26 protein-coding genes and 1 pseudogene are annotated in these 23,958 nt (G+C 32.7%); 8 read left to right on the plus strand and 19 right to left on the minus strand.

Going from position 1 to position 23,958, the window contains the following annotated elements; all coding sequences use genetic code 11:
* Positions 1-63: 63 nt before the first annotated feature.
* From EW028_RS11440 to EW028_RS11500, 13 genes are all read right to left on the minus strand, one after another.
* Positions 64-228, minus strand: coding sequence for a thiazolylpeptide-type bacteriocin (locus EW028_RS11440; RefSeq protein ID WP_131520947.1), 165 nt, complete (start codon positions 226-228; stop codon positions 64-66).
* 183 nt (positions 229-411) lie between these two features.
* Positions 412-1,203: an ABC transporter permease gene (locus EW028_RS11445; RefSeq protein ID WP_131520948.1), complete on the minus strand. Its 792-nt coding sequence runs from the start codon at positions 1,201-1,203 to the stop codon at positions 412-414.
* Positions 1,196-2,095 carry an ABC transporter ATP-binding protein gene (locus tag EW028_RS11450; protein ID WP_131520949.1) on the minus strand — a complete coding sequence of 300 codons (900 nt, stop codon included), beginning with the start codon at positions 2,093-2,095 and terminating at the stop codon, positions 1,196-1,198. Before EW028_RS11450 ends, EW028_RS11445 begins: the two co-directional genes overlap by 8 nt.
* Before the next feature lie 10 nt (positions 2,096-2,105).
* Entirely contained in the window at positions 2,106-2,906 is an 801-nt protein-coding gene (locus tag EW028_RS11455; protein WP_131520950.1) for a hypothetical protein, read from the minus strand.
* Between the two features lie 2 nt (positions 2,907-2,908).
* Positions 2,909-3,628, minus strand: coding sequence for a SagB family peptide dehydrogenase (locus EW028_RS11460; protein ID WP_193767361.1), 720 nt, complete (start codon positions 3,626-3,628; stop codon positions 2,909-2,911).
* A 13-nt stretch (positions 3,629-3,641) separates the two neighbouring features.
* Positions 3,642-4,424: a thiopeptide-type bacteriocin biosynthesis protein gene (locus EW028_RS11465; RefSeq protein WP_193767362.1), complete on the minus strand. Its 783-nt coding sequence runs from the start codon at positions 4,422-4,424 to the stop codon at positions 3,642-3,644.
* A 46-nt stretch (positions 4,425-4,470) separates the two neighbouring features.
* A complete protein-coding gene (locus EW028_RS11470) occupies positions 4,471-5,763 on the minus strand; it encodes a hypothetical protein (RefSeq protein WP_131520953.1) in 1,293 nt (430 codons plus the stop codon).
* A 15-nt stretch (positions 5,764-5,778) separates the two neighbouring features.
* Positions 5,779-7,452 (minus strand): YcaO-like family protein, encoded by a 1,674-nt coding sequence (locus EW028_RS11475; RefSeq protein ID WP_193767363.1) that lies wholly within the window; start codon positions 7,450-7,452, stop codon positions 5,779-5,781.
* Positions 7,433-9,004, minus strand: coding sequence for a hypothetical protein (locus tag EW028_RS11480; protein WP_131520955.1), 1,572 nt, complete (start codon positions 9,002-9,004; stop codon positions 7,433-7,435). The genes EW028_RS11475 and EW028_RS11480 overlap by 20 nt, the downstream gene beginning before the upstream one ends.
* Positions 9,004-11,574: a hypothetical protein gene (locus tag EW028_RS11485; protein ID WP_131520956.1), complete on the minus strand. Its 2,571-nt coding sequence runs from the start codon at positions 11,572-11,574 to the stop codon at positions 9,004-9,006. The genes EW028_RS11480 and EW028_RS11485 overlap by 1 nt, the downstream gene beginning before the upstream one ends.
* Positions 11,575-11,594: 20 nt before the next feature.
* Entirely contained in the window at positions 11,595-12,626 is a 1,032-nt protein-coding gene (locus tag EW028_RS11490) for a hypothetical protein (RefSeq protein WP_131520957.1), read from the minus strand.
* A gap of 253 nt (positions 12,627-12,879) precedes the next feature.
* Positions 12,880-14,520 (minus strand): ribosomal protection-like ABC-F family protein, encoded by a 1,641-nt coding sequence (abc-f, locus tag EW028_RS11495; protein WP_131520958.1) that lies wholly within the window; start codon positions 14,518-14,520, stop codon positions 12,880-12,882.
* Between the two features lie 320 nt (positions 14,521-14,840).
* Positions 14,841-15,203, minus strand: coding sequence for a hypothetical protein (locus tag EW028_RS11500; RefSeq protein ID WP_131520959.1), 363 nt, complete (start codon positions 15,201-15,203; stop codon positions 14,841-14,843).
* Between the two features lie 132 nt (positions 15,204-15,335).
* On the opposite strand from EW028_RS11500, the gene EW028_RS11505 reads away from it, so the two are divergent.
* The 3 genes from EW028_RS11505 (at position 15,336) to EW028_RS11515 (ending at position 17,594) form a co-directional block, all read left to right on the plus strand.
* A complete protein-coding gene (locus EW028_RS11505; protein ID WP_131520960.1) occupies positions 15,336-16,226 on the plus strand; it encodes an endo alpha-1,4 polygalactosaminidase in 891 nt (296 codons plus the stop codon).
* 71 nt (positions 16,227-16,297) lie between these two features.
* On the plus strand, positions 16,298-16,780 hold the full coding sequence (locus EW028_RS11510; RefSeq protein ID WP_193767364.1) for a DUF2243 domain-containing protein: 483 nt from the start codon (positions 16,298-16,300) through the stop codon (positions 16,778-16,780).
* Positions 16,781-16,793: 13 nt separating this feature from the next.
* The gene (locus EW028_RS11515; protein ID WP_131520962.1) at positions 16,794-17,594 is read left to right on the plus strand and encodes a cytochrome c oxidase assembly protein; all 801 of its coding nucleotides are present in this window, start codon (positions 16,794-16,796) and stop codon (positions 17,592-17,594) included.
* Positions 17,595-17,608: 14 nt separating this feature from the next.
* Here the strand turns inward: EW028_RS11515 and EW028_RS11520 are convergent, their stop codons facing one another.
* Together EW028_RS11520 and EW028_RS11525 are read right to left on the minus strand one after the other, a co-directional pair.
* Entirely contained in the window at positions 17,609-18,118 is a 510-nt protein-coding gene (locus EW028_RS11520; protein ID WP_131520963.1) for a DNA-deoxyinosine glycosylase, read from the minus strand.
* Positions 18,119-18,136: 18 nt separating this feature from the next.
* Positions 18,137-18,931: a DUF2268 domain-containing putative Zn-dependent protease gene (locus EW028_RS11525; protein WP_131520964.1), complete on the minus strand. Its 795-nt coding sequence runs from the start codon at positions 18,929-18,931 to the stop codon at positions 18,137-18,139.
* A gap of 105 nt (positions 18,932-19,036) precedes the next feature.
* Here EW028_RS11525 and EW028_RS11530 point away from each other — a divergent pair, with 105 nt between their 5' ends.
* Positions 19,037-19,297: a hypothetical protein gene (locus EW028_RS11530; RefSeq protein ID WP_131520965.1), complete on the plus strand. Its 261-nt coding sequence runs from the start codon at positions 19,037-19,039 to the stop codon at positions 19,295-19,297.
* A gap of 65 nt (positions 19,298-19,362) precedes the next feature.
* Here the strand turns inward: EW028_RS11530 and EW028_RS11535 are convergent, their stop codons facing one another.
* Positions 19,363-20,097, minus strand: a complete 735-nt coding sequence (locus tag EW028_RS11535) for a polysaccharide deacetylase family protein (protein WP_131520966.1) — start codon at positions 20,095-20,097, stop codon at positions 19,363-19,365.
* A 271-nt stretch (positions 20,098-20,368) separates the two neighbouring features.
* Here EW028_RS11535 and EW028_RS25870 point away from each other — a divergent pair, with 271 nt between their 5' ends.
* From EW028_RS25870 to EW028_RS11550, 4 genes are all read left to right on the plus strand, one after another.
* Complete coding sequence (locus tag EW028_RS25870; protein WP_255501615.1) at positions 20,369-20,491, plus strand: hypothetical protein; 123 nt, start codon at positions 20,369-20,371, stop codon at positions 20,489-20,491.
* Positions 20,492-20,672: 181 nt separating this feature from the next.
* Positions 20,673-20,975, plus strand: coding sequence for a YunC family protein (locus EW028_RS11540; protein ID WP_004231716.1), 303 nt, complete (start codon positions 20,673-20,675; stop codon positions 20,973-20,975).
* 108 nt (positions 20,976-21,083) lie between these two features.
* Positions 21,084-21,710: a DUF2238 domain-containing protein gene (locus tag EW028_RS11545; RefSeq protein ID WP_131520967.1), complete on the plus strand. Its 627-nt coding sequence runs from the start codon at positions 21,084-21,086 to the stop codon at positions 21,708-21,710.
* A 47-nt stretch (positions 21,711-21,757) separates the two neighbouring features.
* Positions 21,758-22,402: an SIMPL domain-containing protein gene (locus EW028_RS11550; RefSeq protein WP_131520968.1), complete on the plus strand. Its 645-nt coding sequence runs from the start codon at positions 21,758-21,760 to the stop codon at positions 22,400-22,402.
* 41 nt (positions 22,403-22,443) lie between these two features.
* On the opposite strand, the gene EW028_RS11555 is transcribed toward EW028_RS11550, so the two are convergent.
* The 3 genes and pseudogenes from EW028_RS11555 to EW028_RS11565 all read right to left on the minus strand — a co-directional run.
* Positions 22,444-23,091, minus strand: coding sequence for a uridine kinase family protein (locus EW028_RS11555; RefSeq protein WP_131520969.1), 648 nt, complete (start codon positions 23,089-23,091; stop codon positions 22,444-22,446).
* A gap of 75 nt (positions 23,092-23,166) precedes the next feature.
* The gene (locus tag EW028_RS11560; protein ID WP_131520970.1) at positions 23,167-23,709 is read right to left on the minus strand and encodes a histidine phosphatase family protein; all 543 of its coding nucleotides are present in this window, start codon (positions 23,707-23,709) and stop codon (positions 23,167-23,169) included.
* 85 nt (positions 23,710-23,794) lie between these two features.
* Positions 23,795-23,923 (minus strand): annotated as a pseudogene (locus EW028_RS11565) (EamA family transporter); the annotation flags it as partial.
* Positions 23,924-23,958 lie beyond the last annotated feature (35 nt).

Consider the following 23,958-nt stretch of genomic DNA (forward strand, 5'->3'; position numbering starts at 1 on the left):
ATCTGAGAATAATTCTTCCATAAGTGTTTCTTTTTTCATAAGTCTTTCCTCCACTTTTTTTATTTATGATGAACAACACGAGCTAGAGCCACATGTTGAGCAGCCATTACTTATCATTGATCCGCTTGTTGCCGCTGTTTCTGGTAGTGCTGTTGCTTCATTGATTTCTACAAAGTCCATGTCCTCAATATCTGAGAATAATTCTTCCATAAGTGTTTCTTTTTTCATAAGTCTTTCCTCCACTTTTTTTATTTATGATGAACAACATGAGCTAGAGCTATATGTTGAGCAGCCATTAACATTAATAACAGTTTCTAGTAGCACTCTTGCTTTTTACATTCACTAAATTCATGTCATATATTTATCAATAACAACAATACGAAGTTTGATTGAAGTCCTATTATTCCTGACTTATTCACCTTGAAATATTAACAATTTATTACTTTTATACGTTATTTTCTTCCTATAATTTACAATCATTCCGGAAGTAATAAAGAATATTGCCCATCCAATTAGTACAGATATTTCTTTAAGATTGTCCAAGATTGATCCATCTAGCAACCAAAAACTTCGCATCATTTCTAACCCATAAATAATTGGATTAAAAATATAAACAGCTTCCTTTAAAAAAGATGGGAACATCTCTGGAGGAAAAGTAAGACCTCCTAAGAAAATTTGGAAATAAAAAATTATTAATGATAAGCTCTGATAAGTAGTGCTCTTATTAATAAAAGATGTAACAAAATACACAATAGCAAATTCAAAAAAATTAATAATCACAAAGGCTAACAAAATTTTCAGTATACTCTCAAAAGGAAATTCTACATTTTTAGTTAAATACGCAAATATAATTAGAGTTATCGCTGCTAATACTTGGAAAATAAATGTGGCAATATATATGCTGGTAGCTACAGTAATTTCGCTAATTCCTAGAAGCCTATATTTCAAGAGATTACCCTGTTCTTTATAAACTAGAAAATTCTGTCCGAAAATGACCAATACTCCGTTAATAATAATAATAGGTATATACGCTGGAACTAAGGCATTATTTAATGGCATGCCATCGTAAATAGAATATTCTGATAATAAATTACCGAATATAAAAAACATTATAATGGGTAGAGAAAATCCCAAGATCAATCCTTTATAATTTCGAAAAAGTAATTTGATTTGAAACTGTGAAAGATTTAATAAATTAGTCATTTAGTATCTCTCCTCCATTCACCAATTTATAACCTAACATTTGCAAAAAGGCATCTTCGAATGAAAAGTTTTTCATAACAATATTAGTTCCAGCTATCTTCTTCACTTTTTTATAAATATCTTCTTCCTCGTTACTTCTATACGTAAAAGAAACTTTATTATTAGAAACTTTTACTTTCCGTTCAAAAATGATTTCCAGATTTTCTAGAAACACAGTTTCAAATTCCATTTTTTTAGTATCCTTAAATTGGACATTCACTATATCAAAAACAGTTCCAATTTGTTCTATTTTCCCCTGATTCATAATTACAACTCTATCTGCTAAATACTCAACTTCGTCAAGAAAATGGCTTGTTAGAATAATCGTAGTACCACTGTACTTATTAATTTTCTTAATAGTATCCCAAATATTTCTTCGTTTAAGTGAATCTAAACCTGTTGTTAATTCATCAAAAATGAGCACCTCTGGTTCACCTATTAATGTGAGCAAAATTGAGAGTGATTGTTTTTGACCACCAGATAGATTTTTAATATAAGAATGCTGAAATTTATCTAAATCAAATTCTCGTAATAATTCTTGTATATCGATTTTGCTTTGAAGGACTTGTTTATAGAGAAGACACACTTCCAGAACTTTAGCCTCGTCTTCATATGATGAAGTCTGCATCTGATATGCTATTTTTTTATATAACTCCTTTTCGTTAAAGGAATATTCAATAGCCCCCGAATGTCTAACTAATTTCATAACTGTATTAACTAATGTAGTTTTACCTGCACCATTATGTCCTAAAATTGCTATTATTTCTCCCTTTTTTATATCTAGGTTGATATCTTTCAGTATTTTTCTACCTTCTATTTCTCTTGAAACATTCTTAATCTCTATTACATTCATTTTTTACCTCCTAATCTTGCGAGAAAGCCCTCAATCCCATGTCGGGTAGACTAAATTTTAATTTTCTATTAATAGGTAAACCCGCATCGATGTATAATTCCTGATGAACATTATTTATTAAGTACAAAACAGTATTTATTATTAGTGAGTACATGGATGTTAAGTTAGCTTGAGATGGAATTCTATTTGTTTCACTATCCTCAATTAAAAGATTATAATCATCAAGATTCTGATCATTCTTAAATAGACAGGGACCAATCGACATGTCGACAACAGAATATGGAAGTATACAATTGTAATCTTTGAAAAGACTTTTTACTGGTGCTACTATTGAGCTTCTCTCTACAATCAATATTTTGTTATAACCAACGATTCTAGATTTATTAACCAAGAATCCATTATCTTTCAAATAACTAGATAGACTACCACTACTATCTCCGATAATATCAATGCCAGTGTTGCTCATAGTGTTTTTAAAATCTAAAAGTTTTTCACGGGAGGTCCCTACCTCGTCACAGATCATATAAAGACTTCTACAATTAAGTTCGCGATTGATATCTTTTATTTCTGATGATAATAAGAAGATATGATTTTCTTTTTTTAACAAATAAATGATTAATTGATCTTCTTTCTTTTTTGAGTTACTCAAAAAGTTTAAATTTGTACCAAAATACAATGTTCTTTTAAAATAATCTAAATTAATTTTTTCTTTAAGGGATAATTCAATGATTTTCTTATTAAATATATGTTCAATATAAATTTTATTAAAATCATTGAATAAACGATATTCAGAATCTAATACCATATACATATTTAGCCCACCACCATTGCATATAATAGGTCGTATTCAGGAATATATCTTTTAAACTCTTCTTCATAAAATCCACCAATACAGGTAGTATTTAACCCTACAAATTCTGAATATAACGAAATATTTTGTGCGATATGTCCTATTTCTTGATTTAATAAACGATATGATAATTCCCCATACTTCTCTTCTAAGAGCTGATAATCACTTGTAAAGAAAATCTTTACAGGAAATTTCTTTAGATTGGTGTCAATGATAATTGAATCGGCACTTCTTATTGATGCGTCAGCATATTCTTCTAATTGGTGTTTATATGGGTTATATCTATAAATTTTTTCTTTGAAACCAGCTAAATTAATACTAAGAAAAAGAGTACATGGATATAAAGCACCCGGAGAGGGATAGGAAAAGTATTTGTTTTTCTCATCAGTTATCCCAGCAGCAAATTGTAATATCTCAGAGATATCTTGTATATTTATTTCTCTATTTGATGGATATCTCCGTGTTCTTCTATTTACCAATAGCTTTTCAATATCGTTTTGAGGAGCTCTCTTATGAAGAAAAATCCCTGGTTTCGTCTCCCATTTTTTTTTTGTTTTGACCTTCTTTATTTGTACTGAGGTGTAATCTTTTCTAGATATTGTTTTTGAATGAAATGTTCTTCTTAATAAAGATCTGTCAACCTCTGTATCCCATAAAACTGTCGAATTCATATTATTTCTCATCATTTTTAACTCCTTAAGCTAATTGGATGCTTTTAGCAATGCAATACTCTAATTCTGGGTAAACACCAATTCGATTATTTGTCATATGAATGTGAGAAAACATTATTTTAGTCGGATTATTCTTCAATAAGTCGATATATTCTTCATATATTTTAAATGCTTTATCTCGGTTTTCTTTGAGATATGAAACTCTTCTGGAAGTTAAGGAGGTAATCATTTTTAGGCTCGATTCATTTTTATGATATATCTCCCATAGATCACAATATTTTTGTGCCATTTCAGTTTTATCTTTTACTTCAAATGAGAAATATAGGAGATCGATTGCTGCAAATAACCTTTTGGAAAAACTCATCTTATTTAATTTTTGTGCAAGTTTAGAGCTTTGTACAAATAGCTTTTCAGCGTAATATATCCCTCTTTCACCACCATATCGTGGAATTTCTGGTTTATACTCATCCAATTCCACAGTACCGTGTCGTTTCCAGAATACCTCTGTGATCCCCTCTCCTTTTAGCATTTCAGGTGTATAAAATTTTTCTCTATCAATTAGTACTGGCGTTTTATAGGACAAAAAATTATCCACCGATTTTTTTAATATTTTTAAAAAGATCTTTGCATCAAAGTCTACATTTTCTTTGATTCTCAATCTGATATGAGGACCACCTAACCAATATCTAATAAAAAAATAGTCAATATCACTTTGCAAATTATTACAGATAAGATGTTCAAATTCACTTTGTAAATATTCATCTAATAATTTGTAATCATGAATATATACATGGAATGAATGCCACATGATTTTCACCTCTCCCATCATATTGTGTTATTAAGATCGATCTACCCTAAGTAGTCATTTTTATTTGTTGAATAGGTGAGCTACAAAGCACTCCAATATAATTAATCTCTGAATCATCATTTAACTCTAATAACTTTTTTAAATATGAGTCATGATGATTCTTCATTGGTCGAAAAGCATTACCTGTTTCTGCAGCGTATAGACAAAAGCCTTGCATCAATTCTCCAGCTGAGAGAAGAATCGGTAATAGACCTTTCCGAACTATATTTTTATCTTCTGTGTAAAAGACAACAACTTTATTAAATGTATTAAGATCAAAAAATTGATGATCATTATAAAGAACCTTAGAAAATTCGACTTCCTTGTCCCAAACGACTCCATTTTGGAAAGTTATTTGATGGTGTTCCAAAATACAATAATTGATCTTGTTCATGCTAATTAGATTCCTGAATTTATTTAATCTAGAAAGACAAGTAGCTACTTCAAATTTGTTTAAAATCACATCTGAATTTAAATTGAAATTACCTACCATATTATGAGCAGAATTCCTGTTAACTGAAGAATGGAAGTTGCAATCAATTGGATAGTACTGCTTACATTGAAAGTCAGTCGCCCCATTGTTTATACTGCTAATAATTTCTGTAATATGCTTTGAGCATTTGATTTCATTGAAAAACTTTGTTTCCGCTATCCGTTTTCTCTCAATACCTCTTTCAAAGTGACCCAAATTTAATTCACCATTTGGCCTCTCTAATTCAATGACAAAGGATCCATATACGCAATCATCTATATTAAGAATCTTATTAAAAACAACTGAGTAATTGAAAGACAAGTGTTGTTGCCAAGATAATTTATTAAAGCTTAAAAAATTTTTTATGTTTCCTAAAACATGCCCTGCATCTAACATACTTAAATAGAGAGAGAATTCTCCATAATATCTTGAGATATTTAAGATATCTGAAAATCCGATAATATAAATTTTACTTTTTAAAAAGGTACTTTGACTCTCTGAACTAAGCAAAATGAATTTATCCTCGTACATATCATAGAAAAATATTTTACTATCAATAATAAATATTAATTGGCAAGAGTGCATGTTCCTCGTTGAAGGAGAATTATTATGGTCTTGATACCTTGAAAGAATTTCATATCGATTAATTTTTAAACTTGCTTCTGCTATCCCTGAAACTAATTTGTACAAAGATGAATCTTCAATCTTTAGAAATTCCCCTTTTAAAGAATATTGTTTCTTCACATAAGGAGTAGCGTGAGTAAAATGCACTAAATCATATCTTAATGCAGAATATCTTTTATAATAATCGTATTCAATATTATTCATAATCTACCTCCAACGTTATGGAAAAGGATGTGGTGCTTGATAAATATCATCTAAGTTTCCATCCAGATTATTCAATTTTATAGCGTTCATTAACCTCTCAAGATTGACATTTTGATATTGACTACCAAACCCGATATTTTGATATTCTGGAATATGAACTTTAACACATGATAAGCCGATATCAGTTAAAAACTTTGTACTTAAATCCGTGATATAAATGTCATTTTCATCCTCTGTAATGCGGCTTACTATATCATGTAATAATTTAGATTGTGAAATTTCCTTATCATCAGGAAGTCTTTTCATCATATTACTTTTAAGTTCTTCATTCTTTCCCGTTTTAAGTGCAAAATCCAAATACTGTTTCATTGTTTCTGAAGAGTACAAATACAAATGATCTTCTAACTTTTTCACTTCATTAAAATCCCTTTTTAGTTTTTCCATTTCTTCAATAGAATACTTTTTATACATATACTCTTTGAAAACTTTAATTGAAGTTGTTGCCTCTACAAACGCTGATTTAATAGCAGAGTATGGATTTAAATTTGATCCGGCAGCTGTATAGAAACTAAGAGCATCGGGATCATCCCCTTTATATTCTAGTAAAAGCCAATAAGTGGGAACGTTTGATTCAAGTGTTATATCAAATAAATGAGGTTCATAGTCCATCATATTGATATAACCCAGAATCATTTTGATCTCTTTATCCTGACATTCCATCAAATTAGTTACTTTAATTGGGGATGATTTCGTATACCAATAGACTAAAAAGCTATCTCTCTCAATCAATTCAAATATGCCAGCAATAGCCGCTTCGGTCCAACAACTTCCTACCGCTGTACCATTAGATGTTTCAGAAATATACTTCTCTTCATCTGTCTCAATTAATACTTGTTCAGATGAAAAATAAGCTATTTGTTCTGGAATTAGAATTTCCCTTTCTTCTTTTACGGAATACGTATTAATCCACCTAATTGGTTTTTCTGGTGAGTAAATTCCAAGTTCAAAATGTCTGGAACGGTAATGTTCCCATGTATAATGACAGAACTTTTGGAACGGCACAAAAGCTTTACCTGAATCTATTAATTCCTTTTCACTAGCAATTATTGCTTGAGTATGGATAGAACCAACAGAATGAAATCGCTCTAATCCCTCTAGTAAACCTGTAAAATATGCTTTCTTATAAGTATTTGCTCGACCATATGCATCAAAGCTTCTAGTGCCAAGTTTTGCATCGAAGGCGATTAAAGGCATTGAATCCGCAATACCTCTATAATGCCCTTTGAATATCCCTACAAGTGGGTCAACTAAAGAACTATGATTGGCTTTTAGATCTTTCGCAATTTCATTAAACTCTTTTGTCCTAAATTCGAATTTTGAAACTTTGTTCAACTCACCAAACTTATCAACATCATTTGTAACAAGCGATAAATCCAACACTTTTCTCTTAGAAAATATTTTTGAATTCAAGTTGAAAGTATAATAAGAGCCCTCTGCCAACTCAGTATCCAGTAACTCAGTAAATAATTTATCTAAATAATTTTTTGGGAGATAATTCTCTTCAATTTCAAAATTAGTGTTGTTAATAATTTGACTCTTAATAAATTTTTCCCAATCATTTTCTTTTGAAATTAAAATAATTTCGTTAACCCTATTTTTCATGACAGCTCTACCCTCCGTACGATCCAACATCAATTCTCCGAGCGCAGAGATTTAAACTTTGCAATTCAAATTCTCTATCCCATGCAAATTCTTCATATCGAATATCATTTTCTTTGAAAAGTTTGAGCGCATTTTCTATAAATAATCGAGAAGATACATATGGGATTTCTCGCAGATTTTCACAATCATTTTGGCTAGTTGTATTTTTATCATAGAACGAGTAAGGCGTTTTCACTTTGCTACCTAAATCATTGTGATAATGTAGCAAATAATTCAAAATAGTTTCTTCTATTTTTTTAGACAAATCAATACACTTTTTTGAGTCACCAAACATTTTTCCATCATTATCTTTCAAATAAACTTTATAGGAATTTGATTTTTCGAATTTTTCTATATAAATTTCTATATTATCTAAAAATGCACCATACGACCTAAATACTTTCAAATTGTTCATAATAGCACCACTAAGCTTTGTAAAAATACCTTTTTCAGGAAGACTATTAACTAACAGAAGTATTTTATCTAAGAAATAATTTTCATTTTCGGTAATTAGCCACTTGCCACCTGAGACATTTTCAAAATGTAATCTAACTGCATATTTAATTGCTTCAACAGCGGATTTTTCGAAATTTAACCCTGCAATAACGTACTCTTTATTAAGGAATTCATCAATAATGGCATAAGTAGATAAACCACTTTGGAATAAATCGGAATATTCAGTATATTGATTCGCTATTTTCATCTTTAAATATTTATTTTGTATAAGCATTTCAAATTTTTCAATTCTCTCAATATCTTTTTGTTGTTCTTGTAGAACAAGTGGGGATTGAGAAGTACTCACAACATTCACTATGTGATGCTGTACATCATTTTCAGTAAACTTACCTACTTCATTCATATAAAATGTATTAGACCCGAAACCTGCTAATTTTTTTATAGTATAAATTAAAATATATAAAGGACTAAATATTTTAATCATTCTAGATAAGTCATTATCCAATGGTTCATAATACAAATCTTTAAGAACTGTACCTGAAATACCTTGATTGAATTTTTGAATTAATATCCCACAATCTTGATTTGGATCAAGCTCATTATCTGTCAAAACGCACAATTTATTATTATTCGAAAATTTTTGATCTGTTAAAACTAAAGACATATCGAACTCTGAAAAAATTTCCTTAATTTTTGGTATTTTATCGTTCAAAGAATTTCTTAAAACGATTGTAGTATTCATTATTTCTTTACACACTATCTCTAAATCAAAATCAGGCGGGAGATATTGGGACAAAATTTGAAACCACTTTAAAGACTTACATTTATCTACTATTCCTCCCTTTCTATAGACAAGTAAAACTCCATTTTTACTCAACATTTTAATTAGTTTTTTATCTTCATCATTCACCATTTCTAACGGGATACCAATAATAGAATCATTTAGAAGATCTAATAACTTTAAATGCTTGTCATCCGACGTACTAAATTTAAAGCTTTTATAGCTCGTTTTAAGAACTGTTTCACTCTCTTTTCTATAAACCATCACATTTTGTCTATTTAAAACACAAATGTTCTCATTCATTAAATTTTTCCACCTACTTTGTAAAGTTCTAGATCATATTCAATAGCAAAATTTCCTTCATTACCTAGATTCTCCTCTATATAAAGACCTTCAAAATCTTCATCTTGATATTTCTTTATAATTTCCTTAACAAAGATTTTCAAAGATACAGGGTTAGTTATATCAACATAAAATGGTTTAAAATCTACAAATCTAAATTGTTTATCAGAGAGATCTCTTTTTGCAACCACAAAGAAATTTGTTGGTAAATCATTTTTCCAGAAAAAGGTGTTTATCTTCTTATGGTATTCTGCTGCTTCTAAATCCTTAGCTAAAAATAGATTCTTATATTTACTTAAGCTCTCCTTCTTTCTGCTCAAAACTATATTTCCTATTGTTAGTTTTGGAATCGACTCATGACATAAAAGATCAGAGAACTTAAAGGTCATTCTTCCTGATGAAAAAAGCTGTAGTAATGTAGAAATATAACCAGGCATAGCAGTTGGAATTAAGGATCCTCTGTACAAAACTTTAACTTCCTTTTTTGTTGATCGTTCAAAAAAAGTAATAAAATTACAAATCGGATCAACCTTAATCCCTAACTCCTCTATTTCTAAATAGTTCTTTGCAATAGTGGAAAATCTCTTTCTTCCAGTCCCTACTGTTGTTACCCTATTTGGTAAAAATATTGATTTAACATTCCCATTAAAACCAAAATTCTCAGTATATTCGTGGTAACCCTGATCCATATAATATTCTTCTTCAAACTTTTTATATTCTGCATCTTGCTCAAGGAACTCTTTAAAGTAATCCATGAACCTCGCCTTATATTTTTCTTGACCATCATAAATATTGTTAATAATCAATTTTTCACCATTCTTTTGAACAAAAAAACTGGAAGATAGATCAGCTCTTAAAATTAACTGCTTAGGTATTTTTTCTACATATTCATTGATGAGATTAGTAATATCAATAGTTTGATTAGAAACCGAGGTTAACTCTCTTAAATCATTAATAAATCTAATTTTTAATGAATCCAATTTTTTTATCCAACTAGATTTGATATTGCTCCCTATGTAAAGAGGATCTGACCAGTAAGAAAGTATGTCTTTAGAGGTTTCAAATAATATTGTAAAGAAATCGCTATTTAACGATTGAACACCACTAAGAAAAACTCTTTCCCCGAGTTCCAACCTCATTCGCAGGCTAACATCAAATAACAACGTAATTTTTTGTATATTACTAAGAATATTGATATCAGATTGGGTGCAGAGATTGTTCACTGGAAACTCATTAGTAAGAACACCATCTTCATAATAAATATGATTTACAGACATACTAATGTTTTTTGTTTCTTCAATGCTATCCAAAAATTCTTCCAACTCTCTGTAAATACAATCTCTATCCTCAATCGTCTCAACAAATTGTAGTTTTTCTTTCGTTAAAATTAGCTGATTAATGATGTCATTAAGTCTATTAAAGCTATCTTTGTTCAGAAATTTTTTCCCGATCTCATTCATTTCCAAAAAGAAATCATTATCATCTAATTGTGAAAATCCAATTGTAGGAACTAATAATCCAATCTCAACATATTTCTTGGCAAGTTCAATTAGCTCTAAATTACTCAATTTATTGTCTAACACTAATGAGATATCATTTAAATTGAAATTCTTCTTAACACTATTATCTTTTAAAAAAGCGGCTAACTTTGTAGGGATTTTAAGCTTTTTTAAAATCTCGCTTGTTTCAAAGATTTTTACGCTTTTTTTGTCGTCTTGTGTGGATACAAAATTTACAATATTAGCATTATCTTGTATTTCAATTGACAATGGTGGTGTTCGATAATTAGTAATAAAATAGAAGCTGTCTTCTTTTAAGAGAAACTCGAAAATCAATCGATTTAAGAAAGTATAATTAATCTTAACTTCATTCGAGAAATTTATATTTGCGCTTACCTCTTCTAATTTCTCTTTTTTTGAACTTGCTCTTTCTACCAATCCAACTCTTGTCATATTCGCAAATGGACTTGTTTTTAAGGAAGCTCTAGCTAACACTTTATATAATGTATCATCAAGCTTTCTTTCCTTATTCTTATGATCTTTTGCATCCATTTCTTTATATGACTGTAGCTTTTTATAAATATTGGGTTGAATCATTAATAGATAATCTTGAATAATCTTACTATTTGATGCCTCGTGCAAAACCTCTCGACTCTCTACACTTAGATTTTCAAATAATTGATTATAGTTTTGATTTAATAGGTGTTTATTTTCCCAATACTTATGAAGTTCTTTAAGAGCTTGCTCCATCTCTGGATTTAAACTAACTTTAATCTTATTCAAAATGTTAATAAATTTGTTATATTGCTCGTTATATATAACACGTTTCAAATTCAGTAGATTATTGTCAAAAGAATAAGCAATTTGATTTTCAAGTAGTTCAATTGTATTTTCTTTATTTTTTAGAAAAAGAGAATTATTTTTCTCTATTTTATTTAATAGTAAAGTTATACTTCCTTCTCTTTTCAATTCGATTGAAGCTTTGGGTAGTGAATTTTTTCTTACTAAAATAAATGGATTTAATTTCCCCATTTTATTCCTCCATTACATATCTAAATACGAATTAATAAATCCTCATAATCTTTTTGAACATCCTTTATCACACAATATCCATAAAAGTGTTTTTTTAGCATATTTTGCTCGAATAAAGGCAGGGTTACGTAAAATAGGTTTACTACATTTCGATAATGAAGCATCTGATCAGAGAGTATAAATTCTTTTAAGTTATCTTTTCTTAAGAGAAGATTATGGAATGGGCTATTTAATTCACTAATGTTATTAATAAAATGTTCATATTGATCCTCTAGGTTTAAATATTTAGTATCACTTTCTTTATAAAAAGGAATATCCATTATCATCTGAAGATTAACCTCAGCCCAACGTTTTTTCCATTCCTCTAAAACTAAACTCTCCTCTAAAGTAAAAATAAGAGTCTCTTTATAGAGATTTGAATAGAGCGAATCAAAATACCCTTTTAGATCATAATTTTTATTTTCTAGCTTTAGTCGAGAAAAAAAGCCAATTACGTGTGAGACATAGGAAATATATCCATCCTTTATTTCACCATTAAAAAATAAAGAAATATATTTAAATTGTTCAATGAAAAAGTGCATTATTTTTTTTTCATCCATTGTTGGTAATAGTTTTTGAATTTTACTGTGAATAGGCTGTAACTGGTATCTGTATTCTAAAAATCTATTTTCATGAAATGGAGAGTTGTATATTCCTGATTTCGTTTTATTTTCTATGAGTACTGTGCCATCCTCTTTCATTTCCACTTCTTTAGTATTTCTTAACTCTAAATCCGTAAGTCTTTTTTGTTCTTTTTCATATTTTTTCATTTTTCTTAGGATTTCTGTATTTGATAATGGATTGTTTCGCTTATACTCACTGACGATCTCCTGTATTTTCTTAAAAATATCCATTTCACTTTCTATACTTCGAAAATTAATAACAATACTAGGACCGTTCAGCCAATCTGTATCAAAATAATAATCAAGTATATTCTGTTCCAAAATCAACTTATCTATTTTGTTCATTAATTGTAATTTGCTAGACGAGTAATCAAATATTTTAATTGACATTTTTCCTCCCCATTTCAATATGCTTAAATAGTTTTGACTTACCTTGTAAATTAATAATAGTTTATTTTCATTCAAGAGTATTTTTTTTCCTAATTAAATGATTTAACTATAAAAGTGCACTATTTTTTATAATCAAAAGCACTTTTGATATTATTTTTTTTATTTAGGATTAACTTTTCAGCATTAATGCTTTCAATAATTACAAATAAAAATAAGACATCCATTAATTCAGGATGTCTTATTTTAAGTCGTGTTAGGATTTGACTTTCAGCTCATTAATAAGCTTCGTCAGCTCATTAAACTTCTGATCAAGCATTGCGTAGTCCTTATCTTTTGCTGTTAGAAAGCTTAGTTTGCCTAAAATCTCTTGCCTTTCCGTTTCTAGCTTTAAACGAAGTGCCGCTGTATCATCCACTTTATTTGGTGTGGCTTCTGTCCACTTTTTCTTGATGTGCTGACCGTGAAGCTCCCAAACACTGTTCGTGACTTTTTCTAGAAAGTATCGATCATGTGAAACGACAAGCAATGTTCCATTATATTGAGTAAGAGTATGCTCTAACTGCTCACGAGAAGGTAGATCAAGATGGTTTGTCGGCTCATCTAAAATAAGAACATTTTTATCCTCTAAAATATAGGCCATCAGCTTACACTTTACGCGCTCTCCCATACTCATTTTGCCTATGGCGGATGTCCAATGCGCCTGTGTAAATCCTAGATTCTTCATCAAGTTGCGGACTTTTCCACGCTCTTCAAATGTGTCTTGATAAAAATATTGCTCTGGTGTCTGATCAAGTGGTAAATCAAATACTTCCTGTGTCAGATAACCAATGTTTGCAGCTGGTGATACCCATACTTCACCCTCAGCTTCTAGCTTGCCTAAAAGAACTTTTAAAAAGCTTGTTTTCCCACTTCCATTCTTTCCTGTGATAGCTATCTTATCTCCAAATTGAGCCGTAATATTCACATTGTTAAATAGTATACGTTCACCAAATTTTAAAGATAAATGCTTGATTTCCAGTAAGCGCTTGCCAACTCGTTGATTCGTGCCTAAAGAAAAACGAATCTCTGCTTCTGGCTCCACTGCTTCCACTCTTGTCTTCGCAAGTTCAGCCTCTAATCGCTTTTTCTTAGATTTCACCTGAGAATCTAAACGCTTTGCTTTCACACGATGGTACTCCTTAAAACCTTCCAGTTTTGTTGACTGGGCGTGGCCCTTTTGTGACCAAGACGTCAGTTCCGACATTTGAGCCTCAATTCGTTCAATGTTTTTTTGCTGCTTCTCGTAGGCACGTTGTTGTGTTAATCGTCGGTGTTCCCTATCAGCCATGTAGCTTGTATAATTGCCATCATGTTCAATCAGGCTTTTTTCCTCAATAGACCAGATTTTTGTGGCAACCTTATCTAAAAAATAGCGATCATGTGATACCACGATGATTGTCCCCTTATAATTTTGTACTTGTCTGATGAGGAATGCGGTACTTCGTTCATCTAAATGATTCGTTGGTTCATCAAGTAATAAAATTTGAGCATTCTGGGAAAAACCTTCTGCAAGACGCATTTTCAGCTTTTCACCCCCACTTAACGCTGCAAATGACACATTAGGTACCTGCCACTTAGCCAGCAGATCAGCCTCTCTTGCGGATATTTCTAGTTTGTCAAAATGAGCTAGCTCCTGTTCTACAAATGAAATTTTTAAAGCCTGTGACTCCTGTATTGCTCCCTTAGTGGGCAATAATGCACCTCGAATCAATTGTAATAATGTTGATTTCCCAGCACCATTCCTCCCTATAATGCCGATGACCTCACCTTGTTTTACTGTGCCTGTCACATGCTCAAATAGTAATGTATCCTTTATTTCATAACGTATATCCTGTAATTTTAAAAGTTCCTTCATATTATCCATCCTCTCCAGTTGGAGGGACAAAAAAATCCCTCCAATTCATTTGGAAGGATTAGTCGCTACAATATCATACACAAATAAGCTCCAAAATTATTGTGAAAACAATCTTTGGAGTAGCTAAATATCAGCAGTTGTTTGCGAATATAAAGCAATTATTATGAAAAATGGGCAGACTAATCCTATTTTTGTTGTTCGTGAAATATAAAATTTCCTATACAAAAATTAAGATTAGTTATTCATTAGCCACCCATCTTCCCTTCATTTATCGTTACCGTCATTGTAACATCATTTTTTTAAAAATTAAACTCCCTAGTCTATCTAAAACATTCATAGGAGCGAATTTGATTTCTTGAAATGGTACGGAAATACCAGCCATATCTTCGACTCCATCGGAAGCCAGCAATGATTTCCCTTCCTACAGCTGTTGGGAAAAACCAAAAACTTCTACCACTATTCATCCAAATATACGTATTTCTAAACAAACAGGAACGTATACCACTTGATCCTACTCGCCAAGCTGGAATAGGTGGCGAAAAACCTGGCGGTGTGCTCATTGGCATTTGTCCTGCTGGAGGGGGTCCGAAATGACTTGGCCCAAATGACGTTGTTTCAAAATCATTATAATCTCCCCAACCAGGTCTTCTAAAATTATCTTCTCTAAATGGATTATTATACACACAAACCCTCCTTTTACATTATTCAATATATGTAAAAGGGCGATTCACCGTTGAGCCATTGCCCATTTATCGAAGGTAATCCATTTCCTATTACTGTATAATGGAAGGGATATTTTTCAAAAAGGAGTACTTATGAAAAAATTATTGATACTCTTATTAGCCCTGCTTATCGCAGGTAGTATGTGGATGCTGCTTGCTAAAAATTCAGTCTCTTCTTCCACAAGTATCCAAGCAAAGCTTGCTGATGTGAAAGATTACACATACTACTTAGATAAAGGCAACGATGCCATTGGCAAGAGCATGACGAAGTTAGATTTAGTGATTGTAGAACCTCTTGAAATGCAGCAAAAGTATATCGTCAATGCTCAAAAAAGCGGTACTTTAGTGTACGGCTATATTAATGTGATGGAAGCAGACAAATGGAATACAGCACTCTATCAACAATTGAAGGAAGAAGATTTTTATCGAGACAAACAGGGTGAAAGAATGTATTTTACCAAATGGGATTCTTTTTTAATGGATTTGACTTCTACGCACTATCAAGACATTTTACTAGCGGAAATAGAGCAGCAAATTGTTCAGAAAGGCTTAGACGGTGTGTTTTTAGATACGGTTGGTAATATCAATTCCTATTTACCTGAAGATGAACAAAAGTGGCAAAATGAAGCCATGTTATCTTTTATCCAACAAATCAAAAAACGACATCCGAATATATCTGTTGCTCAAAATTGGGGATTTCAAACACTCGCCGATTATACAGCACCATATGTTGATTTTATTATGTGGGAGGATTTTTCGTATCCTGTGGTAGGAAAAGATAAATGGTCACTCGATATGATGCAACAGCTTGTCCACATACGCAATAAATTTGGTACACAGGTGATGGCAATTGGTTTTGAAGAAGAATCAAAAAGCCGTGCATTAGCTGAGAAGCATCATTTCAAATTCTTTTACAGTCCTGCTGGTTCTTACTATAATAGCTGGCAATCATCCTTACTTCCCTCTGACAAACGACTGTTTTGAGGGATATTTGTTTAAGAGCTCATCTCAGGGGTAGACTAAAAGAAAATCAGCTTGAGGTGATAGGATTGGATATGACGAATATGTATGAAGAACAAAAACATAAGCATGAAAATCGCTTTCAATATAAGCAGCGTAACATGTGGACTGGGATTTTATTTGGGCTTGGGGTGGTGGCATTTATAGATGAGGTGATTTTTCACCAATTATTACACTGGCATCATTTCTATGATAAGTCTACAGCAGCTATTGGACTAGTTTCAGATGGTTTATTTCATGCATTCAGCTTTTTTGCTACGATTGGATCTGCTTTTTTATTGGCTGATCTACATAGAAAACATGGGTTTTGGCTAAAAAGATGGCTAGGCGGTATTTTTCTTGGAGCAGGCTCATTTCAGCTTTACGATGGAATTATACAACATAAATTCATGAAACTTCACCAAATTCGTTACAATGTTGAAATACTTCCCTATGATATCGTTTGGAACATATTGGCGGTGCTATTAATAATTATCGGTATTGTCTTACTGCTCCAAACAAATCAAAAAGATCGATAGGAGGTGGCGCATCTTGCATTCTCACGATGTTCATGCTCAAAACTTTCCTATTATAGTTCAGCTTCTACTGGCCTTGCCATTTGTTCTAGCTCTTATAGGCTATATCCTCGCTGTTATTATTTCGAATCAATATAAAAAACAATGGCCTCATTTCCGTACTATCTGTTGGATTGTTGGAAATGTCTGTGCTCTGATTACATTAATCGGCCCATTGGCTGCTCTTAGTCATATTCATTTTGACGCACATATGATAGGACATTTATTGCTTGGCATGCTGGCACCATTACTTATGGCTTTAGCAGCACCCATGACTCTGCTGTTAAGAACCTTATCAGTAAACAAGGCACGTTTTCTCTCTCGGACACTAAAAAATCCGTATGTTCGTTTTATACGTCATCCAATTATTGCATCTATTCTAAATGTAGGAGGTCTATGGTTACTCTATACAACCTCACTTTTCAATTTGATGCATGAACATATACTACTGTATATATTCATTCATCTCCATATTTTTCTAGCGGGTTATTTGTTTACTATTGCCTTTATTTATATTGATCCTACTCCACATTCATACTCTTATGTTTTTCGATCCCTTACATTAGTAGTAGCATTGGCCGCTCATGCCATATTGGCAAAATTTATTTTTGCAAATCCGCCTCGTCATGTACCCTCCACAGAGGCAGAACTAGGTGCTAAGATCATGTACTACGGTGGAGATGCTATTGAAATCCTTCTTGTGTATATTCTCTTTTATCAATGGTTTAAAAGCACAAGGAATAGTATTCACCCCAAAGCAGCGACTTCATCACGCTAATCTCGCCCTGTTGATTAAGTTAAATAGGATTGGATAATCCGCCAGTCCTCTAGCTTTTCAGTGAACGTTTTAATATTTTTCCCTGGTATTGGACTTGTTGATGGCATTTTTTTATAGGCTCGTCCTTCTAGAAGCCCTAAGCCAATATGCTTTTTAAAAACCTCAAATGCCTTCGCTCCATTAAAAAGCACTAATTGGATATTAGGGTATTGTTTAAAAAGGGTTTGAAAATCATTGGGCTGTTCATTGCGTATCGCTGCATCTAAACTTCCTTCGCGTTCACAAGTTGCAATCGTGTCCCAAAGACCGATTGCATTGTTTTTTAATAAGGCTATTCTCTCTGTATAATCATTTGGAATCGCTATCTGTAATAACTCACCCATAATAGGCCAAAAGTGATTGCGTGAATTGCCATAGTACTGCTGTTTCTCTAACGATTGTTTTCCTGGCATGGATCCAACAATGAGCACCCTTGTTGATGGGTCTACAATTGGTAATAATATATTTTTTAATTCATTGGACACAACAATCACTCCTTTTCTCTATTGTAACGGAAAATTCGAACCAGCAAGTAAATCTTGGCTTGAAATGAACAAGGGATGTTGACATGAATGGTTCATTTTATATGACTGCACAATTTTGTAGCCTATACAGTAGCCGATCCAAGATGGAAGGGCCCCCCCGTATAGAAATGGATGATGCTGTTCGATTCCTTGGAGTTGTAAATTCGGTAAAAAATGATGCTCCCATAAAGCTAAAAGTTCTTTATCTGAGTAGAATTGCAACCAAGGAGAAATCCACTTTTCCCCATATAAATCTTTCACCGCATCTTCTGCTAAGCCTTCTAAAATGAGAGTATCCAATAAAGTCATATCGTCTAAACTTTTTTTTAATATGTGTATACGACAAACATGGTTATATTCATGAGCAAATAATGCTTGAAGCTCCTGCTTATCTAAATCACCCACAAATAAAAAAAGCGAATGAGGATAAGCGACACCATTTTTATTGGTTATCGTTTGCTGCTGAGTTATTGGGAAAATATAAATTGGTATTGATGGGCCATTCCATTTCCTCTGTAGGTATAGGAACTCCTGCTGTACACTGGCCCATACTTTTTGCCTCTTTAATTTTTCAACATCGACTTCCTCATGAGGTAAAAAAAGACCCTGTTGCTGTAATGTATAGTGAATTTCTTCTGGAAGCCCATCTTGAAATAGTTTGACCAATCGATCACAAAGAATGGAGCATTGTAAGCTTGTTCGCTCATCCTTTCTAGTTGATTTTCTAGCACTTACAAATTCATTTAACCACTTATCCGTTGACACAACTGCCATATTATCACCTCTTCACAGCATATGCCTTGAATAGACAATCGGCTAGTGATAAATCCATCAAATCGCATATATTAGCTTGTAATGACATTGAAAGGAGGGATATGTGTGAATCCAGCTGATGCTTATAGTCTTTGCTGTAAATATCATGGTAAACGTGTTCGAATCTCAGATTCATCTGGTAAAGTACATGTTGGAGAAATCACAAGGGTAGATAGAAGACAGGTATGGATTCTACCTGATAGAAGATATAGTGGTTATGGTTTAGGGTTTTGGGGATTTGGAGGGTATGGAGGAGCAGGTTTTGGCTATGGAATTGCTCTAGGAACAATTTTAGGTATTGCACTAGCTCCAATTATTTTCTTCTAATTCAAACCTTTTATTTAAGTGAAAAAGAAGCCATTTCAAACTTTGTTGAGATGGCTCATTTTTCATTATTGAACTTGCTCTTGTTGCTGTTTGATTTCAATCAGCTCGGATATTGTAACAAATGTGTAGCCTTGCTTTTTTAATGCAGGTAGTATTTCTTCTAGTGCTTGAATTGTTTGTGTACGGTTCCCGCCACCATCATGAAATAAAATAACATCTCCAGGCCTTGTTCCCTTCATTACCTTTTGCACAATTTTCCTTACACCAGGCTCTTTCCAATCTTGCGTATCCTGATGCCAGGACCACATTACTACCTTATAGCCGTCCTTCACAGCCGCATTAATCATAGCATCCGTATAATTTCCACCAACGGGACGGAATAAAACTGGGGAAAAACCAGTAATACTATAAATCGTGTCATTTGTCTGTTGAAGCTCCTCTTGCAATTTTTTGATGGAAACTTTAAATGGATGTGTATACGTATGATTTGCTAATTCATGGCCTTCTGTATAAGAACGTAAAACAAGCTCTGGATATTTTTCTGCATTTTTTCCAATAATAAAAAAGGTGGCTTTTGCATCATATTTTGCTAATAAATCTAGCACAGCCGCTGTGTATTTAGGATGTGGACCATCATCAAAGGTGAGTGCAACAATTTTATCCTTTGTTTTGATATCCCAAACAACTTCCCCTGTCTCCTCATAATAGGGACGACCTTTATCTGCGTAGCCTTCCTGCACTAAAAATCCCGAGATGATTAAAAAGAAAACCATAAAAATGAATACGTAAATACGTGTCATAGCATCACCTCCCAAGTCCGAAATCACAGAACTCCGTCAACTTACTATTTACGAATTGCCATGAAATATACTTGTAAAGGATTGTCTGTTTTCTCCTTTTAATTATTTCAGGAAAATTTTAAACGTTATTTTTAATTTTGAACAATATGTGAAAATCTTTGAATAGTACTTTATTTTTTTATTTATTGGTGTAAAATTAAATCAAATCTGATATATAACAGTTATTATAAATATATAAATGTTATGCAACACAACAAAGGGGATGACATATATGTGGATTATTACAGTATTTGAAGAAAACACTTATCGTATGTTTGAGTATAGTTCTAAACGTGAGGCAACAAATGCACTACATAAATTTAAACAAACCGCTTTGCTTTCTTATACAAGATAATAAAGGATAAAAGGAATCTATTCATTTGAGTAGATTCCTTTTTGTTATAAAGTCCCTCCTAATTCCTTTCATCCTTATACATCTAACAACATATTTAGTTAGTTGCCATGATTTTTTCCTGAAAATGTCGAACACCTTGCTAGCCTTCACCATATGTATATAGAGAAAAGGAGTGATTTCAATGGTGACAATTGAACCTATTATGATTAAAGGGCATTTCTTCACTGCAGTAGTTGTTCAATTACCTAAAACAACATTACTAACTATTTCTAATGATACAGGCTACATTATGTGTGGTGCTTTAGATGTCGGCCTATTAAATAGTCGCTTAGTTGATCGAAAAATTATTGCTGGTCGTGCAGTAGGCGTGAAAACAATTGACGAGCTATTAACAGCTCCATTAGAATCTGTAACTTATGAAGCAGAACAGCTTGGTATAACAGAAGGAATGACTGGTGTAGAAGCACTTTTAAAAATGATCTAATTGGCTAAAAAAAGCGTCAACTAGACGCTTTTCTTTTTTGTTTGTTAACCTAATTTGAATAAGCAATTTCCCCATTCCCCATACTGTGGGACAAAGGGAGTTGTTAGTATGAATAGTAGGCAACATGTTAAAATACACGCCACCTTACTTATTATTGTTTTAATTGTTTTCATCTGGTCTGTTATAAAGCCGTCCTCCTATTTAGATTGGCTAGCTGAAGTTAGTCCTGGAATTGTGGCAATAACAGTCGCTGTTTGCATTTATCGTAAATTCCGCTTCACCACATTTTCTTATTTTATTATTGCTCTCTTGTCGATCCTGACATTTATAGGTGGGCATTATACCTATTCGGAAGTCCCTCTTTTTAATTGGATAAAAGATGAGTTTCATTTACAACGTAATCACTATGATCGCTTTGGCCACTTTTTAAAAGGTTTATTAGCCATCGTAATAAGGGAAATACTAATTAGGAAAACACCACTTACAAAAGGAGCTTGGCTTACAGGTATTACGATCAGTATTCTACTCGCAATTGCCGCTTTTTATGAAATCATTGAATGGTTAAGTACAAGAATCTCGAAGGGAAGTAAAGGAGCAAAGGATTTTTTAGGCATGCAGGGAGATAAATGGGATGCACAATGGGACATGTTTTTAGCCTTGCTGGGAGCTATTTTAGCTTTACTTCTATTCACAAAGCTCCATGATAAATTTTTAAAAAGAATAAACAAATCGTAAATATTTTTGCATAGCATGATTATATAACCAATGAAAGGTGGTATTAGATGTACTATGCACAGGTCAATCAACAAACACATCATCCATCACGTACTATGATTGTAATCGGCTATGGACAGGTAATGGCTACACCTAGCTCTGTACAATTACAAATTGAAGTCCAAACACAGGGCAACCATGTACAAGGTCCTCAACAGGAAAATGCGGCAATCATGAATGAAGTTATGCAATCACTTCTCGCACTTGGTATTCCAAGAGAACAAATTCAAACGGCTAGTTATACCATCACACCACTATATAATTTCGAAGATGGCAAACAAATTTTTAATGGCTATGAAGTAGTCAACGCCATTTCGGTCAACGTTTCGGATACCAATGATTTGGGCTTAATCATTGATACGGCTATAGAAAATGGGGCAAATCGAATAACCAATATTCAGTTCAAAATGGACCATACCGATGCTTACTATCAGCAAGCATTAAGTTTAGCGCTACAGAATGCTCAATTGAAGGCGAAAACAATAGCAGAAACTATGCACCTGCCTTTGCAGCCATTCCCTGTAGAGATTGTGGAAGAGCAGGCTAACACACCTATCCTTTATCGCTCTATGGCTGTATCCTCGGGAATTACGCCTATAGAACAGGGACAAATTGCTATTGATGCTACTGTTCGTGTAAAATTTCAATACTAAAGTTAGAGCCTTCCGCTAGTCAAAGTGCAGAAGGCCCTCATTTATTTTACAAGTGTATTTTTTTCAATACGGATTTCATCATCCTGAGTTTTAATAACCATATCAAAATGCTGGCAATGTGGATGCATAAATAATTCATATTGAATACGTCGCTCATCATGTGATTGTTTTAAATAATTTATATCTGTCCCTCTTTCCAGCACATCACGATCTGATCTTCTCTTAAGCTCTGTAGCCCCATCCGTATAAAAATAAATCTTTAAATCGAGTAACTGCGGATCTATAAATGCTACACACATTCCTTCTACTATCGTGATCTGTTTTTTCGAAGAAATTAATGTACTTTTCATATAATTTGTATCGATTGTCATAAAATCAAGCCCTGCTCTTATCATCTGAACATCTCGCTCCAATGATGGCAGATGATGAGCAGCGGGATGACAAGCCGTCATTTTAAAACGATGATGCTCATTTTGATATGTATAATTAAGTATTGTTTGCTTGCGAATATCCGAATTCACAATATACGGATCAGTATTCAAATAATTCACTTCATCTTGATCTAAAGCATGTATAAGTTTTTTGGCAAATGTCGTTTTTCCAGCAGCACCATGACCAGAAATGCCGATTATGATTCTTTTATCAGCCTGTTTAACCCATTTTAAAATTTCTTTTAATATCGTCTCCATCTTACTCTCCTTCACTATAAAAGGTATGGCAAGAAACAATTCCTACCATACCACTTAATATTAGCCTTCACTTTACTATGCTCCCCATATTCGCTCTATCATTACTTCATTATGCTGAGGGCTTAGTAGAAAAACATCTGGGTTGCTTAAATTTTTCCAACAGTGAAAATCAACATCCTTATCATAATACTTCAGTAGCAAAGAGATGATATTGCCATGACTCACGATTAATGTATTATCAACATCCTGTGCAAATGCATCTTTTACAAGGTCTACAATTCGATGCATCGCTTCATTACTGGATTCTCCACCATCATATTTTAAATCCATATCCACAAATGTCGCCTGTAATTTTTCGTACCAATCTGGTAAATCTCTAGTACTTAAAATGCGCTCCGAAAGACGTTCATCAATTTCAATCGTCATACTTTCTCTACTACTTAATGGTTTAATGGATTGGATTGCTCGTAAGAAAGGGCTAGATACAATTCGATCAATTTTTAGATCCTTGAAAAACTCAGCTAAACTATCTGCTTGCTCTATTCCCTTCTGTGTTAAGGGTGCATCTAGTGATTGTCCTTGTGCGAGACAATGTCTAATGACATAAATTTTCCCCATACATACCTCCTCGTTTAGAAAGTCATTTTTAAACGATTATTATACCCCGTTTACTAAATAGCTACGATTTAAATGTTCCTATTCATTATCTCACTTGTTCTACATTTTTCCGCCCAAAATAATTCGTCCCTATCACACCAATAATAATCATGACGCCACCAATAAGATGATATAGATGGAAATCTTCCTGTAAAAATAAGACCCCTGCCAAAATCAATCCTCTAAGGAAATCTGTATGCATAGCCATAT

The sequence above is a fragment of the Lysinibacillus sp. OL1 genome (assembly GCF_004332175.1).
Classification (GTDB): domain Bacteria; phylum Bacillota; class Bacilli; order Bacillales_A; family Planococcaceae; genus Lysinibacillus; species Lysinibacillus capsici.